This is a genomic window from Pseudomonas sp. W17, from assembly GCF_040268305.1.
Lineage (GTDB): Bacteria > Pseudomonadota > Gammaproteobacteria > Pseudomonadales > Pseudomonadaceae > Aquipseudomonas > Aquipseudomonas protegens.
Genome location: NZ_CP158490.1, coordinates 6,292,811 through 6,308,632 on the forward strand (window position 1 = coordinate 6,292,811; position 15,822 = coordinate 6,308,632).

Below are 15,822 nucleotides of genomic sequence, written 5' to 3' on the forward strand. Positions count from 1 at the left end.
CTCAATGCCCCATGTTCCTGTTGCAGAGCTCAAAGATTATGTCGGGAAGGAACTCGGACGTTCCCCATGGCTCACCATCGACCAGGAGCGCATCAACCTCTTCGCCGAGGCGACCGGTGACTTCCAGTTCATCCACGTTGATCCGGTCAAGGCCGCTCAGACCCCGTTCGGCAGCACCATTGCCCACGGTTTCCTGACCCTGTCGCTGATCCCCAAACTGATGGAAGACATCCTAGTGCTGCCCCAGGGCCTGAAGATGGTGGTCAACTACGGCCTGGACAGCGTGCGTTTCATCCAGCCGGTGCCAGTCAATTCCAAGGTGCGGCTCAAGGTCGACCTGACTGAAGTCACCGAAAAGAAACCCGGTCAGTGGCTGCTCAAGGCGACCGCCACCCTGGAAATCGACGGCCAGGAAAAACCGGCCTATATCGCCGAGCCGCTGTCGCTCTGTTTCGTCTGAAACCTCTCCGATGCGAAACAGCTCACGCTGTTTCGCTCAACCTCTCTATATATAAGACACACCGCTGCGGCATACTCGGTCCCCTAATTATCCGGAACCCGTTATGCGCCCACTTGCACCCCTGGTTTTGACCCTATTGCTCAGTGCCTGTGGCGACGGCGAATCGCTGTTGCCGCCCGATGCCCGCCTGCCGGACGGCGGGCGCTATCGAGGCGACCTGGTCAATGGCCTGCTCCAGGGACAAGGGCGCATCGACTACCCCAACGGCAGTTGGTACGCCGGCCAGTTCGACAAGGGCCAGTGGCATGGCCAGGGGGAATGGCACGGCAGCAACGGCGAGGTCTATCGCGGCCAGTTCCAGCAAGGGCTGTTCCATGGTCAGGGCACCCTGACCACCAAGGACAGCAGCTACAGCGGCGGCTTCAAGCTCGGCCGCCGGGATGGCGAAGGCACCCTCAAAGAAGACGGCATGACCTACCGCGGCGAATTCAAGGCCGACCTGTATTCGGGCCTCGGGCGCCTGGAACTGGACGACGGCAGCCAGTACCAGGGCCAGTTCGCCAAGGGCAAGCCCAATGGCGAAGGCCAGCGCAGCGACGCCAGCGGCAACCAGTTCACCGGCAACTTCGTCAACGGCCAGCTGGAAGGCAACGGCACCTTCAACAGTGCCGAAGGCGACATCTACGTCGGCGGCTTCAAGCACAACCAGCTCAACGGCAAGGGCCGCTACGAAAACTCCGACGGCGACGTCTGGATCGGCCAGTTCAAGGAAGGCGCCCTGAGTGGCAAGGGCGAACTGACCGGCGCCGACGGCAGCCACTATGTCGGCACCTTCAGCGACTGGCGCTTCAGCGGTGAGGGGCGGCTCAACCTCAGCGATGGCAGCTTCTACGTTGGCGGCTTCGACAGTGACAACTACCAAGGCCACGGCGTACTGGTACTGCGCGATGGCAGCGTGCAAAGCGGTGTGTGGAACAACGGCCTGCGGGTTCGCGACGCCGATGGCAAGCTACTGCCAGACCCGCTGGAAACTGCGTTGCTGGTCCAGGGCCGCTTGCTCAAGGAAGCCCTCGATACGGTGCCCGCCTCCACCCCGGCCATCGAACTCTACAGCCTGACCCTGGCCGGTGACGGCAAGCAGAGCGTGTTCCTGCGCGAGGCCGACTATGTCAGCAACATGCTCGCCAGTCGCTTCGGCGCCTACGGCCAGATCCGCCTGGTCAATCACCGCGACCACCTGATGAACCGGCCCATGGCCACCCGGGAAAACCTGCGCCGCGCCGCCCAGACCCTGGCCGAACGCAGCGGCCCGGAAGACCTGGTGTTCATCTACCTCACCAGCCACGGCACCAGCGCCCACGAACTGGTGCTGGACCAGCCGCGCCTGGAGCTGGCAGACCTGCCCGCCGATGAACTGGCCACCGCCCTGGCCCCGCTGAAGAACCGCGACAAGATCATCGTCATCTCTTCCTGCTACTCCGGCGGCTTCATTCCGGCCCTCAAGGATGAGCGAACCTTGATCATGACCGCATCCCAGGCAGACCGGGTGTCCTTCGGCTGCTCGGAAGAGGCCGACTTCACCTACTTTGGCGATGCCCTGATCGCCCAGGCGCTGAACCAGACCGACGACCTGGAGCATGCATTCAAGCTGGCCCGGGGCATCGTTGCCGAGCGTGAGCAGGCAGACGGCTTCGAAGCGTCGGAACCGCAGATCTGGGCGCCCAGAGGCGTCATTGCCCATTGGCAACAATTGCGCAAACAGCAGGCACGAAAGGCCCTGCAGAGTGTCTCTATAAGCAGCAAGGAAGCACAGAGCAACTAAGCTGAAACAGTATCAAGGGGGAATGACCATGTACTTGACGCCTCAGCATATCCTGCTCGCCGGCGCCTCTGGCCTGACCGGGGAGCAACTGCTCGATCGTCTGCTCAACGAGCCCACCATCACCCGCGTCCTCGCGCCCAGCAGACGCCCACTGAGCGAACACCCACGCCTGGAAAACCCGGTCGGCGAACCCGCCGTATTCCTGCCGCAACTCAGCGGCAAAGTGGAAATCGCCTTCTGCTGCCTGGGTACCACCCTCAAGCAGGCCGGTTCCGAAGCCGCTTTTCGCGCGGTGGACCTGGACATGGTGGTGGCCTTCGGCAAACGCGCGCGGGAGCTGGGCGCACGGCACCTGATCGTGATCAGCGCCCTGGGCGCCGACCCCAAGTCGTCGATCTTCTACAACCGGGTCAAAGGTGAAATGGAAGAAGCGCTGAAACTGCAGGGCTGGCCACAACTGACCATCTGCCGGCCATCACTGCTGCTGGGGGATCGCATCGAGCCGCGCCTGGGCGAACAGCTGGCCGGACCACTGTCGCGGCTGATACCGGGCAAGTACCGCGGGATCGAAGCCTGCCAACTGGCCCGGGCCATGTGGCGCCTGGCCCTGGAAGAGCAGACCGGCACGCGGATCGTCGAGTCCGACGAACTACGCAAGCTGGGCAAATGAATCGCTCGCCCGCAAGCCGCTCCTGCACGTACCTGTAGGAGCCGGCTTGCCGGCGAAGCACTACAACCCGCCCGTTGCCTGAAACCCCACCCCCAATACCGTCAGCACCGACAGCGGCAGCAACAGGGTATCGAGCAGGGCACTGGCTGGCAGATCCACGCCAGGATAGCTCGGTGCCTCGGCGCCAAAGCGGTCCATGGCGCAGCACCCACCCTGCATCGCATACAAGTCCAGGCGCGTCCCCGAATACACCACCGGCGCCCCGGGCTGGGCGGCATTCAAGGTCCGGGCCGTGGCACAGCCGCCCAGTTGCAGGGCGGCCAACAGCACCAGCAGGGACTTACTCATCGCTGCTCAGATGATGCTCGCCCCAGCGCGGCAACATGTCCTGCGGGATGTTCAACAGATTGAGAATCCGCGCCACGACAAAATCCACCAGGTCATCGATGGTCTGCGGCTGGTGATAGAAGCCCGGCGAGGCCGGCAGAATGGTCACGCCCATGTTCGACAACTTGAGCATGTGCTCCAGGTGAATGCTGGAGTACGGCGCCTCGCGAGGCACCAGAATCAACTGCCGGCGCTCCTTGAGGGTCACGTCCGCGGCGCGCTCGATCAGGTTGTTGCAGGCACCGGTGGCAATCGCCGACAAGGTACCGGTGGAGCACGGCACCACTACCATCGCCGCCGGCGAGCCGGAGCCCGAGGCCACCGGCGACATCCAGTCCTCCTTGCCATAAACGCGGATCTGCCCCGCCGACGCACCGGTGTATTCGGTGAGGAAGGCCTGCATGGTCTGCGGCTTGGGCGGCAGGGTCACATCGGTTTCCGTGGCCATGACCAATTGCGCAGCCTTGGAGATCAGAAAATGCACCTCCCGGTCCTCACGCACCAGGCAGTCCAGCAGACGCAGGCCGTACTGGGCGCCCGAGGCACCGGTCATGGCCAGGGTGATGCGTTCCGGGCCGTTGTTCATCGCAGCGCCTCGGCCAGTTTGCCGTGCAGGCCGCCAAAGCCGCCGTTGCTCATGATCACCACCTGGGTGCCCGGCTTGGCCTGGCTCTTCACCCGCTCGATGATGCCTTCCAGAGAGTCGCTGACAATCGACGGCACCGTGCACAAGGCCGCCGTGGCGGCCAGATCCCAGCCCAGGTTGGCCGGGGCATACCAGATCACCTGATCGGCCTGGTTGACGCTTTCCGGCAGGCCATCACGGTGCGCGCCGAGCTTCATGGAGTTGGAGCGCGGCTCGATGATGGCGATCACCGGGGCATCGCCAACCCGCTTGCGCAAGCCATCCAGCGTAGTGGCGATGGCCGTCGGGTGATGGGCGAAATCATCGTAGATGGTCACGCCATGCACTTGCGCGACTTTCTCCATGCGCCGCTTCACGCTCTTGAACGCGCTCAGGCCGGCAATGCCCATCGACGGCACCACGCCCACATGGCGTGCCGCAGCCAGGGTGGCCAGGGCATTGGCAACGTTGTGCTGGCCGGTCAGCTCCCACTCCACCACGCCCTGGCTCACGCCTTCGAACATCACCTCGAAGGCCGAACCGTCGGCGCTCAGCAACTTGACCTGCCACTGGCCACCGGCGCCGGTAGTCTGCACCGGGGTCCAGCAGCCCATCTCGATCACCCGCTGCAAGGCAGGCTCGGTGGTGGGATGGATCACCAGGCCTTCGCTGGGAATGGTCCGCACCAGATGGTGGAACTGCCGCTCGATAGCCGGAAGATCAGGGAAGATGTCCGCATGATCGAATTCCAGGTTATTGAGGATCGCGGTCCGTGGGCGGTAGTGGACGAACTTCGAGCGCTTGTCGAAGAAGGCGCTGTCGTACTCATCAGCCTCGATCACGAAGAACGGCGTACCTCCCAAGCGCGCGGAGACGGCGAAATTCTGTGGCACGCCGCCGATCAGGAAGCCCGGGCTCATGCCCGCATGCTCCAGGACCCAGGCCAGCATGCTGCTGGTGGTGGTCTTGCCGTGGGTCCCGGCCACCGCCAGTACCCAACGCCCCTGCAGCACATGGTCGGCCAGCCATTGCGGGCCGGACACATAGGGCAGGCCCTTGTTCAGCACGTACTCCACCGCCGGGTTGCCGCGGGACATGGCATTGCCGATCACCACCAGGTCCGGCGCCGGGTCCAGCTGGGCAGGATCGTAGCCCTGGGTCAGCTCGATGCCCTGGGCCTGCAACTGGGTGCTCATCGGTGGATACACGTTAGCGTCGGAACCGGTGACGTGATGGCCCAGCTCTTTGGCCAGAACCGCCATCGACCCCATGAAAGTGCCGCAGATACCGAGAATATGGATGTGCATAGTCGACCTCGAAAAACATCGGCGCAGGTTAGCGTAGAGGGCTGCAAATCGCACCCATTAGCTGACCGGGAGGTTGCTGCTGGCCTGCGCTGGCGCAAGCCCGACGGGCCAGCAGCGGCCGGCAGCGGCCGGCAGCTCGGACTATCGCGCGATGCCGTGCTTGCGCAGCTTTCTATAGAGGGTGTTGCGGCTCACGCCCAACTGCTCGGCGGTATGGGTCATGTGCCAGCGCTGCTGCTCCAGGGCCGCCAGCAACGCCACCCGCTCGGCGTCCTCCAGTGGCCGCTCCAGCACCTCTGCTACCGCTTCGCCCAGCGGCGCCGGGCGGCTGTGGCGGATCAGCGGCGGCAGATCATCCAGGCCAATGCGGCCGTTTTCACACAAGGCCGCCAGGGTGCGCAGCACGTTGCGCAATTGCCGCACGTTACCCGGCCAGGAATAACTCAACAGGCTCTGGCGCACCGCGTCCTCCAGCATCACCGGCTGGCCGCCCGCCTCTTCGGCCAGGAGGAAATCCAGCAACTGGGATTTGTCGCTGCGATCGCGCAAGGCCGGCAAGGCGATCTCCAGGCCATTGAGCCGGTAATACAGGTCCTCACGGAAGCTACCGTCGCGCACCCGCTCCAGCAGGTCACGGTGGGTCGCGCTGATGATGCGCACGTTGACCGGTTGCGGCTCGCCGCCGATCGGCACCACCAGCCGATCCTCCAGTACCCGCAGCAAACGGGTCTGCAGGGCCAGGGGCATATCGCCGATTTCATCGAGGAACAGGGTACCGCCATCGGCCTGCTGCAACTTGCCGCGCATGCCCTCCTTGCGCGCCCCGGTAAAGCTGCCGCCGCGATAACCGAACAGCTCGCTCTCGATCAGGCTTTCCGGGATAGCCGCGCAGTTGAGCGCGACAAAGGCCTTGCCCGCCCGCGCGCTGCCCTGGTGCACCGCCTTGGCGAAGGCCTCCTTGCCGGAGCCGGTCTCGCCATTGATCAGCAACGGCACATCGCGCTCGAACACTCGCGAGGCGCGGCGAAAATCGTTCTGCAGGCCGTCATCCCCCAGGCAGATCCCCGAGGGCCGCGCCGGCGCAATGGCCTGCGGTGCCCGCAGCACCGCTGGTTGTGCGGCCGGCTGTGGCTGGCCGCGCAACAAGGCGAACAGGCGTCGCCCGTCCCGGGTGCGCAATGGCCAACTGGCGCTGGCATTGATACTGGCGCGGCCGAGCAGTTCATCCAGGGAGCAGTCGAAAAAGCTTTCCACCGGCTTGCCCAGCAACCCGCCGCGAATATGCCCCAGCAGGTTCAGGGCGCTCTGGTTCACCGCACAGATCCGGCCATCGCCATCGAACGCCAGCAGGCCCTCGCTGAACAGCCCCACCGACTCCGCCTGCAGATGAAAGCGCAGCAGCCACTGGTTCTCGAAATAACGCAGGAAATAGCAGCTCTCGATCATCTTCGCCGACAGATTGACCAGGGCCATGGTGTGGAACTGGCTCTGCCGGGACACGTCCTGGCGCGCCGACGACACATCCAGCACCGCCAGCAACTCGCCATGGGGGTCGAACACCGGGCTCGCAGAGCAGGTCAGGCCGGTGTGCCGGCCGCGGAAATGCTCGCCCTGGTGAATGGTCAGCGGCTGGCGCTCCACCAGGCAGGTGCCGATGCCGTTGGTGCCCTCCCGGGCCTCGCTCCAATCGGCGCCCAGCCACAGTCCGGCATGCTCGAAGATCTTGCGTTCGCTGGGGGCGGTAATGCAGTTGAGGATCACGCCCCGGGCATCGGTCAGCAGCACCGCATGCCCGGCGCCGGACAGTTGTTGGTGCAGGTTGGCCATCTCGGTGCCGGCAATCTGCAAGACATCTTGCAGGCGCTCGCGGCTCTCCAACAGGCGGCCATGTTCAAGCACCGTAGGGGCCATGACCTGGGCCGGGTCGAGATGATAGTCCTCGAGGCAGCGCAGCCAGGAGCGGGCAATGGAAGGATCGCTGCCCGGGCCCTGCAAATGAGCCTTGCCCTGGGCCACGGTGAGCACCTGCTGGGCATGCCGGCTCAAGTAATTGCTAGTGTGCATTTCTTATTATTCTCCTGCTGCGCTGTCACGCTCAGACGAAATACTGTCGCCACTGCCGGGCTGCAATCGACTACGAAGGAGGAATGCTCATCAGACTTGTCCGACAAGATTCGACACGCGAACCAGCATCCTCCAGGCGCTGCTGCATTGCAATGCCGGCTTGACTCCCGAGTCACAGGTTGTGCCACTTAGGTTACAAACTGTCACTCAAGCCTGTACCGGATCCGTCACAGCGCCCCGTAGCGGTCCCCTCGAAACATCCGCAAACCCTTGATGCATATGGCCTGTAGCACGCTGGCCCGACCTTTGCTCTACGCTTGATATGCGCTCAAGCGCGTCCTCCCCCATAAGCATAAAAGCCAGGAGATACCCACCATGCGTTACGCACACCCCGGTACTGAAGGCGCTATCGTTTCGTTCAAGAGCAAATACGGTAACTACATCGGCGGCGAGTTCGTCGCGCCTGTCAAAGGCCAGTACTTCACCAACACCTCGCCGGTCAACGGCCAGCCGATTGCCGAATTCCCCCGCTCCACTGCCGAAGACATCGACAAGGCCCTGGACGCCGCTCATGCCGCCGCTGACGCCTGGGGCGCGACCTCGGTGCAGGCGCGCTCGCTGATCCTGCTGAAGATTGCCGACCGCATCGAACAGAACCTCGAACTGCTGGCCATCACCGAAACCTGGGACAACGGCAAGGCCGTGCGCGAAACCCTGAACGCCGACATTCCCCTGGCCGCCGACCACTTCCGCTACTTCGCCGGTTGCCTGCGGGCCCAGGAAGGCAGCGCTGCGGAAATCGACGGCAACACCGTGGCCTATCACATCCATGAGCCCCTGGGCGTGGTCGGGCAGATCATTCCGTGGAACTTCCCGATCCTGATGGCCGCCTGGAAACTCGCCCCGGCCCTGGCAGCGGGCAACTGCGTGGTACTCAAGCCCGCCGAGCAGACCCCGCTGGGCATCACCGTGCTCATGGAAGTGATCGGCGACCTGCTGCCACCCGGCGTACTCAACGTGGTGCAAGGTTTTGGCCGCGAAGCCGGCGAAGCCCTGGCCACCAGCAAACGCATCGCCAAGATCGCCTTCACCGGCTCGACTCCGGTGGGCTCGCACATCATGAAATGCGCCGCCGAGAACATCATTCCGTCCACCGTGGAACTGGGCGGCAAGTCGCCGAACATCTTCTTCGAAGACATCATGCAGGCCGAGCCAAAATTCATCGAAAAGGCCGCCGAAGGCCTGGTGCTGGCGTTCTTCAACCAGGGTGAAGTCTGCACCTGCCCATCCCGTGCCCTGGTACAGGAATCGATCTACGACGAATTCATGCAAGTGGTGATGAAGAAGATCGAGCAGATCAAGCGCGGCGACCCGCTGGACACCGACACCATGGTCGGCGCCCAGGCTTCCGAGCAGCAGTTCGACAAGATCCTCTCCTACCTCGACATCGCCAAGAACGAAGGTGCGCAGCTGCTCACCGGCGGCAAGGTGGAAAAACTCGAGGGCGACCTGTCCAGCGGCTACTACATCCAGCCGACCCTGCTCAAGGGCACCAACAAGATGCGCGTGTTCCAGGAGGAAATCTTCGGCCCGGTGGTCAGCGTCACCACCTTCAAGGACGAAGCCGAAGCCCTGGCGATCGCCAACGACACCGAGTTCGGCCTGGGTGCCGGGGTCTGGACCCGCGACATCAACCGCGCCTACCGCATGGGCCGCGGGATCAAGGCCGGCCGCGTCTGGACCAACTGCTACCACCTGTACCCGGCCCACGCCGCGTTCGGTGGCTACAAGAAATCCGGCGTCGGCCGTGAAACCCACAAGATGATGCTCGACCACTACCAGCAGACCAAGAACCTGCTGGTGAGCTACGACATCAACCCGCTGGGATTCTTCTGATCGATCCTCCCGGCGGCCCAGGCCGCCGGGAGGCCTTTTCGCGGCCCTGCCGCACAGGTTCACCTGCTCTGATCCGGTGCCGACGGCTTGCCGGACGGGACACTGCTGTCGGAAGTTCTGCGCCAAACCAGTCGTGCACAGACCCTGCTTGAAAAACAATAACAAGGGACAAACGCAATGGATCAGATCGGCAACTACGTGCTCTACCTCATCATGCTCTGCGCCGTACTTGGCGCCTTCGCCGCCATTTATGACAGCGAGCGAGGATTGGGCAAAGAATTCATGGAAGGCATTCACGCCACCGGCTATATCTTCGTGCCGGCCGCGGGCATCATGGCCTCCATCCCCTATCTCACCGTGGTCATCGAAACCGTCTTCGGACCGTTCTTCAATTCCCTGGGAGCCGATCCGGCCCTGGCGGCGACCATGATCATCGCCTCGGACATGGGCGGCTATCAGCTGGCCTCGGCCCTGGCCGCCAGCAAGGAAGCGCTGGTAATGGCGCTGATCACCGGTTTCATGGGTGGCGCCACCATCGTCTTCTCGATCCCCATGGGCCTGGCGATGCTCGACAAGCGCGACCACAAGTACATGGCCCTGGGGATTATGTCCGGGATCCTCACCATTCCCGTGGGCGTAATGATCGCCAGCCTGATCCTGGCCTTCAGCAACCCGCAGGTACGCGAACTGGTCAGCACCAGCGGCGAAGCCAGCTACCAACTGGCCCTGGGCCTGGGCAGCATCTTCGCCAACCTGCTGCCGATCCTGATCTTCGTCGTGGCCCTGGCCCTGGGCCTGCGCTTTTTGCCGGACATGATGATCAAGGGTTTCATCATCTTCGGCCGGGCAATGGATGCAGCGATCAAGCTGGTACTGGTGTTCTCCATCGTCGAGTACTTCACCGGGGCCTTCTCCGCGGTGTTCGGCGGCTGGGGCTTCCACCCGATCATCGCCGACGCCGAGGACCAGACCCGCGCCCTGGAAACCGCCGGCTACATCGGCATCATGCTGGCCGGCGCCTTCCCCATGGTCTATCTGCTGCGCAAATACCTGGGCAAGCCTCTGGAAAACCTCGGCGGCAAGATCGGCCTGAGTGCGGTAGGCAGCGCCGGCATGCTGGCCACCATCGCCAACATCCTCGCCATGTTCCGCCTGGTGCGCTTCATGCCGCCCAAGGACAAGGTGGTGAACATCGCCTTCGGTGTCTGCGCCGCCTTCCTGCTGGGGGACCACCTGTCCTTCACCGCCAACTTCCAGCCGACCATCATCCTCCCGGTATTGATCGGCAAAATCAGCGCCGGCTTCGTCGCGGTGGGACTGGCCTATTGGCTGTCGGTGCCCAAGGCCCTGCAACTGGAAGCCCAGGACCGGGCTGCCGGAATCATCGGCGAAGGCGAGTACCTGGGCGGCACGGCCCTGGAAACCCCGGAACCGGCAGGCCAGAAGGCCACGGCCTGACTCCGGCGCGGCGAGGAGCGCCTGCATGCAAGCCTTCACCGGCGGCGCCCAGGTCTTGCTGCTGGGGCTGGACTTCGGGTCCACCACCAGCAGCGTGCTGATTGCCCAGGCCAGCCTCAGCAGCCACTGCATCACCGGGCGCATGGCCCTCAACGAACCCCGGGTGCTGTTTCGCGGCGACCCGGTGTTCACGCCCTTCAAGGATGAGGTCATCGATGAAGCCGCGATCCGCGGCCTGATCGAAACCTGGCTTGAACAGGCGGACGTGCGCCCGCAGCAGTTGTTTTCCGGCGGGGTGATCATCACCGGGCTGGCGGCCCGGCGGCACAACGCCCAGGCCCTGGCGCAACTGGTGGGGCAACTGATCGGTAACGCACTGATCACCCGTGCCGACGATGGCGGGCTGGAGTCCTGGCTGGCGTTCATGGGCAGTTGCTCGGCCCTGAGCCGCTTTCACGCGCAGCAGCCCATGCTCAACCTGGATATCGGCGGTGGCACCACCAATGCCGCCTGGGGCCTGGAGGGCAATGTGCTGGCCAGCGGTTGCCATTTCATCGGTGCCCGGCACCTGCAATTCGAGCCGGGCAGCTATCGGCTCAGCGGAATGTCGGAGTTCGGCCGGGCCCTGCTCGATCACCTGGCGATTGGCAAAACATCCGGGCAACTCCTCGACAGCTCACAACTGCAGGCCGTGCTGGATTGGTACATCGACGCCCTGCTGGCGCTCGTGTCGGGGGACCGGGCGTTCTTCGCCAGCCCGCTGGGCCGGTTGACGGAGCAACTGCCGCTGAACCTTCCGGCTCACGAACCCGATGTGGCGCTGACCTTTTCCGGTGGCGTCGGCGAGCTGCTGTATCGGCACTTGCAGGGTGAAACCCTGCCCGGCACTACTCACTACGGCGACTTGGGCATCGACCTGGCCCTGGCCATTGCCCGCCAACCGCGGCTGGTACGTGACGCCCGCCGCCTGGTTCCGGAAAACCGTGGCCGGGCCACGGTCTACGGGCTGACCCTGCACAACACCGAAATCTCCGGCAGCACCTTGTTCCTGCCCCGGCCCGAAGCACTGCCACTCAAGGACCTGCCCATCGTTGCCCGTCTATCGGTGCGCGCCTCCCGGCAGCAACTGGAGGCGGCCCTGGAACTGGCCCTGAGCAGCCGCGACGGTGCCTGCCTGCAACTGCTCGATGGCGGCCAGGCGCCAGGCCTGGAAGAAATACGCCACCTCGGCGCCCTGCTGTGCCGGGCCCTGGGCACTGCCCGCCCGGCTCCCCAATGGCCGCTGGTGCTGCTGTTGGAGAGCAACGTCGGCAAGGTCCTGGGCAACTACGCCACGGATTGGGGGCGCAGTTCTTGCAACCTGATCGTCATCGACGAAGTACGTGAACGCTCGGCGCACTTCATCAATCTGGGAACACCCCATCAGCACATAGTGCCCGTCGCCTTTTACGGTGTGCACTGATGCCGATGCCGGCCAAGGAGAGTCTTGCCATGTCACTCACCGAACTGCAGCACATCCGCCTTCCCGTCGTCCCGGCCGAACGTGGCTACAGCACCCGGGTGCTGGATCGCGAGATCGCCTTCGACAGCCTCAAGGCAGTGCTCGGCGCCGCCGACATCAGCAAGGCCGGGGACCGCGTGGCGGGGCTGGCCGCCGTGGATGAAATCACTCGCGAAGCAGCGCGCAAGGTGCTCTCGGAACTGACCCTGGATCACTATTTCCAGCACCCGCTGACCGACCGCCACGGCCATATCGACAGTGTCATGCAGGTCAACTACGACATCGACCACGAAGTGTTCGGGGAAATCGCCCCTCTTACCCTGGGCGCCCTGAAAGATCGCCTGCTGCGCAGCCACGGCACCGAAATACGCCGCATCGGCCGCGCCCTGACCGGGGTGATGGTGGCCGCCCTGGCCAAGCTACTGGACGTGCATGAACTGATCCTGTTGTCAAAAAAGCTCAAGAGTGGCGCGGCCGCCAAGGCCCGAACCCTGGTGGGCCTGCCCGGCACCCTGTCGTCGCGCTTGCAGCCCAACCATCCCACCGACAACCTCAGCGGCATCACCCTGCTGGTCTACACCGGCCTGAGCATGGGCTCGGGGGATGCACTGATCGGCCTCAACCCGGCCATCGACACCGTGGACAACATCAGCGCCACGCTCCACCACCTGGACAAGCTGCGCCGGGAAACCGGAGCACCCACCCAAATCTGCGTGCTCTCCCATATCAAGACCCAACTGGCCTGCCTCGACCAGGGCGCTCCAGTGGAGATCATGTTCCAGAGCCTGGCGGGCACCGAACGTACCCTGACCGACGAGTTCGACGTTACCGTGCAGCTGCTGGACCAGGCCTGGCAGACCATGGCCGAGCGCGGCCCGCTGCGGGATGTGGCGGAAAACTTCATGTACTTCGAGACCGGCCAGGGCAGCGAGCTGACCTACGGCAAGCACGAAGGCATCGACATGACCACCTGCGAAGCCCTGTGCTACGGGCTTGCCCGGCGCTACCGGCCGTACATGGTGAACAACGTCACCGGCTTCATCGGCCCGGAAACCCACCTCGACAACTTCGAGATGACCTACTCCTGCCTGCAGGATCAGTTCATGGGCAAGTTGCTGGGCCTGCCCATGGGCATGGCCCCCTGCTACACCCTGCACTCGCAAGTAACCCTGGAAGGCCAGCAGATGGCCACCGAGTTGCTGACCGCGGCCGGGGCCAACTTCTTCATGGACGTGTACCTGAGCACCGACCGCATGCTCGCCTACTTCGACACCAGCGCCCACGACAACCAGACCCTGCGCGAGGTGCACGACCTGGCACCGGCCCCGGAATACCTGCGCTGGGCCCTGGGCAAGGGGATTTTCCAGGAAGACGCCCACGGCAACGTGGAACGCGGGCCGAACTGGGGCAACCCGCGGATTTTCTGCCAGTCGGACATCGACTTCCAGCGCCTGCTGGAATCCACCCCGGCCACCTACGGCTTCGACAACGCCGGGCCGCGCCCGGCCAACAGCGTTTCGCGTACGGTGCGCGCCAACCTGGCAGTGGCCCGCGAGGCAATCTACGTCGACCTGCGCCCCAGCGAAATCGGCGCCATTGCCCTGCGCGAGCTGCGTACCGCTGCCCCGGACAAGCTGGCTCATCTGCAAGACCCGGAGCTGGGCGCGCGGCTGACCGAGGAAGTGCTGCGGCGCCTTAAACCGGAATACAACGACGTGCAGATCGTGATTTCCGACGGCCTCAGTGCCGAGGCCATCCACCACAACATTCCCGAGCTGCTGCCGGTGCTGATGGACGGCTTGCACAGCCGCGAGCTGCGCATCGGCCAGCCGATCCTCGCGCCCTATGGCCGGGTCAAGCTGGCGGAGTCGGTGGGCGAGGCCCTGCAACCCCAGCTGATCATCGTGCTGATCGGCGAGCGGCCCGGCGGCGATGCCCTGGCCTCACGGAGCATGTCCGCCTACCTGGGCTACCGCCTGCCGGACGACCAGGCGCGCCGCGCCGCCGCCCAGTTCAGCGGCAATGCCGACATTCGCTATGAATACACCGTGATCTCGAACATCTACAGCGGTGGCCTGCCACCGCTGGAAGGCGGCAGCCTGGTGGCGGAAAAGGCCTTTGCCATCCTCCATCACCGGGCTGCCGGCAACCGTCTGGAAAACCTGCTGAAGAAGGTGGCATCCTGATGATCCGCCAGCACTCGGCAACGCCCCTACATCGTTGAAACGGAGACTGAGATGGCCCAATTTTCCCACAGCGTAGGTTCTCAGACCTATCGCTTCGACAGCCTCAAGGACGTCATGGCCAAGGCCAGCCCGGCCCGTTCCGGCGACTTTCTGGCCGGGGTTGCCGCCCTCAACGACGGCGAGCGAGTTGCCGCCCAGATGACCCTGGCGGATATCCCCCTCAAGCACTTTCTCGAAGAGGTGCTGATTCCCTATGAGTCCGACGAAGTCACCCGGCTGATCATCGACACCCATGACCGCGAGGCCTTCGCCACGGTCAGCCACCTGACCGTGGGCGGCTTTCGCGACTGGCTGCTCAGCGACGCCGCCGACGAACAGAGCCTGCGGGCCCTGGCGCCGGGCCTGACCCCGGAAATGGCCGCCGCGGTGTCGAAGATCATGCGCGTGCAGGACCTGATCCTGGTGGCGCAGAAGATCCGCGTGGTGACCAAGTTTCGCGGCACCCTGGGGCTGCGTGGACGCCTGTCCACCCGCCTGCAGCCCAACCACCCCACCGACGAGCCGGCGGGCATCGCCGCAAGCATTCTCGACGGCCTGCTGTACGGCAACGGCGACGCGATGATCGGCATCAACCCGGCCACCGACAGCATCGCCTCGATCTGCGCCATGCTGGAAATGCTCGATGCCATCATCCAGCGCTACGAGATCCCCACCCAGGCCTGCGTGCTGACCCACGTCACCACCTCCATCGAGGCGATCAATCGCGGCGTGCCCCTGGACCTGGTCTTTCAATCGATTGCCGGCACCGAAGCGGCCAATGCCAGCTTCGGCATCAACCTCAACGTGCTCCAGGAAGGCTACGAGGCGGGCCTGAGCCTGAACCGCGGCACCCTGGGGCAGAACCTGATGTATTTCGAGACCGGCCAGGGCAGCGCCCTGTCGGCCAACGCCCACTTCGGCATCGACCAGCAGACCTGCGAAACCCGCGCCTACGCCGTGGCCCGGCACTTCAAGCCGTTCCTGGTCAATACCGTGGTGGGGTTCATCGGCCCCGAGTACCTGTACAACGGCAAGCAGATCATCCGCGCCGGCCTGGAAGACCACTTCTGCGGCAAGTTGCTGGGCGTGCCCATGGGTTGCGACATCTGCTACACCAACCACGCCGAAGCCGATCAGGACGACATGGATAACCTGCTGACCCTGCTGGGGGTGGCAGGAATCAACTTCATCATGGGCATCCCCGGGTCCGACGACATCATGCTCAACTACCAGACCACGTCCTTCCACGACGCGCTCTATGCCCGGCAGACCCTTGGCCTGAAACCCGCTCCCGAATTCGAGCAATGGCTGGCCAGGACCGGCATCTTCACCCAGGCCGACGGCAAGGTGCATTTCGGCAACAACCTGCCGCCGGCTTTCCGCCAGGCGCTGGCCCAGTTGGGATAA

Annotated in this window: 12 protein-coding genes; 8 read left to right on the plus strand and 4 right to left on the minus strand. The window is 64.3% G+C overall.

Annotation, left to right across the window (positions count from 1 at the left end):
- Positions 1-4: 4 nt before the first annotated feature.
- The 3 genes from ABCR88_RS28950 to ABCR88_RS28960 all read left to right on the plus strand — a co-directional run bounded on the left by ABCR88_RS28950 (position 5) and on the right by ABCR88_RS28960 (position 2,952).
- A complete protein-coding gene (locus ABCR88_RS28950; RefSeq protein WP_015637175.1) occupies positions 5-460 on the plus strand; it encodes a MaoC family dehydratase in 456 nt (151 codons plus the stop codon).
- Positions 461-563: 103 nt separating this feature from the next.
- Entirely contained in the window at positions 564-2,282 is a 1,719-nt protein-coding gene (locus tag ABCR88_RS28955) for a C13 family peptidase (RefSeq protein WP_350403756.1), read from the plus strand.
- A 28-nt stretch (positions 2,283-2,310) separates the two neighbouring features.
- Positions 2,311-2,952 carry an oxidoreductase gene (locus tag ABCR88_RS28960; RefSeq protein ID WP_350403757.1) on the plus strand — a complete coding sequence of 214 codons (642 nt, stop codon included), beginning with the start codon at positions 2,311-2,313 and terminating at the stop codon, positions 2,950-2,952.
- Between the two features lie 60 nt (positions 2,953-3,012).
- On the opposite strand, the gene ABCR88_RS28965 is transcribed toward ABCR88_RS28960, so the two are convergent.
- The 4 genes from ABCR88_RS28965 to ABCR88_RS28980 form a co-directional block, all read right to left on the minus strand.
- Positions 3,013-3,300: a YceK/YidQ family lipoprotein gene (locus tag ABCR88_RS28965; protein ID WP_011063683.1), complete on the minus strand. Its 288-nt coding sequence runs from the start codon at positions 3,298-3,300 to the stop codon at positions 3,013-3,015.
- A complete protein-coding gene (gene ubiX, locus ABCR88_RS28970; RefSeq protein ID WP_011063684.1) occupies positions 3,293-3,925 on the minus strand; it encodes a flavin prenyltransferase UbiX in 633 nt (210 codons plus the stop codon). Before ubiX ends, ABCR88_RS28965 begins: the two co-directional genes overlap by 8 nt.
- Positions 3,922-5,271, minus strand: coding sequence for a UDP-N-acetylmuramate:L-alanyl-gamma-D-glutamyl-meso-diaminopimelate ligase (gene mpl / locus ABCR88_RS28975; RefSeq protein WP_041120006.1), 1,350 nt, complete (start codon positions 5,269-5,271; stop codon positions 3,922-3,924). Before mpl ends, ubiX begins: the two co-directional genes overlap by 4 nt.
- A gap of 141 nt (positions 5,272-5,412) precedes the next feature.
- A complete protein-coding gene (locus ABCR88_RS28980) occupies positions 5,413-7,335 on the minus strand; it encodes a sigma-54-dependent Fis family transcriptional regulator (protein ID WP_015637178.1) in 1,923 nt (640 codons plus the stop codon).
- Positions 7,336-7,710: 375 nt separating this feature from the next.
- On the opposite strand from ABCR88_RS28980, the gene ABCR88_RS28985 reads away from it, so the two are divergent.
- The 5 genes from ABCR88_RS28985 to ABCR88_RS29005 all read left to right on the plus strand — a co-directional run bounded on the left by ABCR88_RS28985 (position 7,711) and on the right by ABCR88_RS29005 (position 15,822).
- A complete protein-coding gene (locus ABCR88_RS28985) occupies positions 7,711-9,231 on the plus strand; it encodes an aldehyde dehydrogenase family protein (protein ID WP_011063687.1) in 1,521 nt (506 codons plus the stop codon).
- 177 nt (positions 9,232-9,408) lie between these two features.
- The gene (eutH, locus tag ABCR88_RS28990; protein WP_011063688.1) at positions 9,409-10,689 is read left to right on the plus strand and encodes an ethanolamine utilization protein EutH; all 1,281 of its coding nucleotides are present in this window, start codon (positions 9,409-9,411) and stop codon (positions 10,687-10,689) included.
- A gap of 25 nt (positions 10,690-10,714) precedes the next feature.
- Positions 10,715-12,151 carry an ethanolamine ammonia-lyase reactivating factor EutA gene (locus ABCR88_RS28995; protein ID WP_011063689.1) on the plus strand — a complete coding sequence of 479 codons (1,437 nt, stop codon included), beginning with the start codon at positions 10,715-10,717 and terminating at the stop codon, positions 12,149-12,151.
- Between the two features lie 29 nt (positions 12,152-12,180).
- Positions 12,181-14,376: an ethanolamine ammonia-lyase gene (locus ABCR88_RS29000; protein ID WP_041120009.1), complete on the plus strand. Its 2,196-nt coding sequence runs from the start codon at positions 12,181-12,183 to the stop codon at positions 14,374-14,376.
- Positions 14,377-14,427: 51 nt separating this feature from the next.
- On the plus strand, positions 14,428-15,822 hold the full coding sequence (locus tag ABCR88_RS29005; protein WP_011063691.1) for an ethanolamine ammonia-lyase subunit EutB: 1,395 nt from the start codon (positions 14,428-14,430) through the stop codon (positions 15,820-15,822).